This window comes from Polaromonas sp. P1_G2 (assembly GCF_056405515.1).
Map to the genome: position 1 here is coordinate 1 of NZ_JBFUBY010000962.1, position 497 is coordinate 497.

1 protein-coding gene is annotated in these 497 nt (G+C 64.4%); it reads left to right on the forward strand.

Annotated features, from left to right (window positions below; translation table 11 throughout):
• Window positions 1–495, forward strand: a 495-nt coding sequence (locus AC1D0P_RS28555; protein WP_477679816.1) for an endonuclease/exonuclease/phosphatase family protein, incomplete at its 5' end; no start/stop codon positions are given.
• Window positions 496–497: the final 2 nt, after the last annotated feature.

Consider the following 497-nt stretch of genomic DNA (forward strand, 5'->3'; position numbering starts at 1 on the left):
CCGCTGCGCCGCGCCGAGGCAACCGCCGTGCGCCGCATCATCGAGGAGCGTTTCGGCAGGGACGCGACGCAGCACAAGAATTTCGTCATCTGCGGCGACATGAATGATTACCAGGAGCGGCTGCTGATCGCCGGCAGCAAGCGCACCGGCTTCACCTTCACGCCGGCGCGCGAGACCGAAAGCGCGCTCGACACGTTTTCGCATGATGGTTTTGCCGAAAACGCCATGCTCAGGCGCCCAGTCGAGGACCGCTGGACGCTCTACCACAGCCGCGGGCTTGCCGAGCAGCATCTCTGCCAGCTCGACTATATCTGGCTGTCGCAGGCGCTCGCCGCCGCCAATCCGAAGGCGTTGCCGGAAATCGTCCGCAACGGACAGCCGTTCCGCACCGTCTTCCCAAAGGGGCAGGAAACCGAGCGCTATCCGCGCACCGGCTGGGACCGTCCCAAGGCCTCTGATCATTGTCCGGTCGTCATGGAACTCGATCTCACATGAGC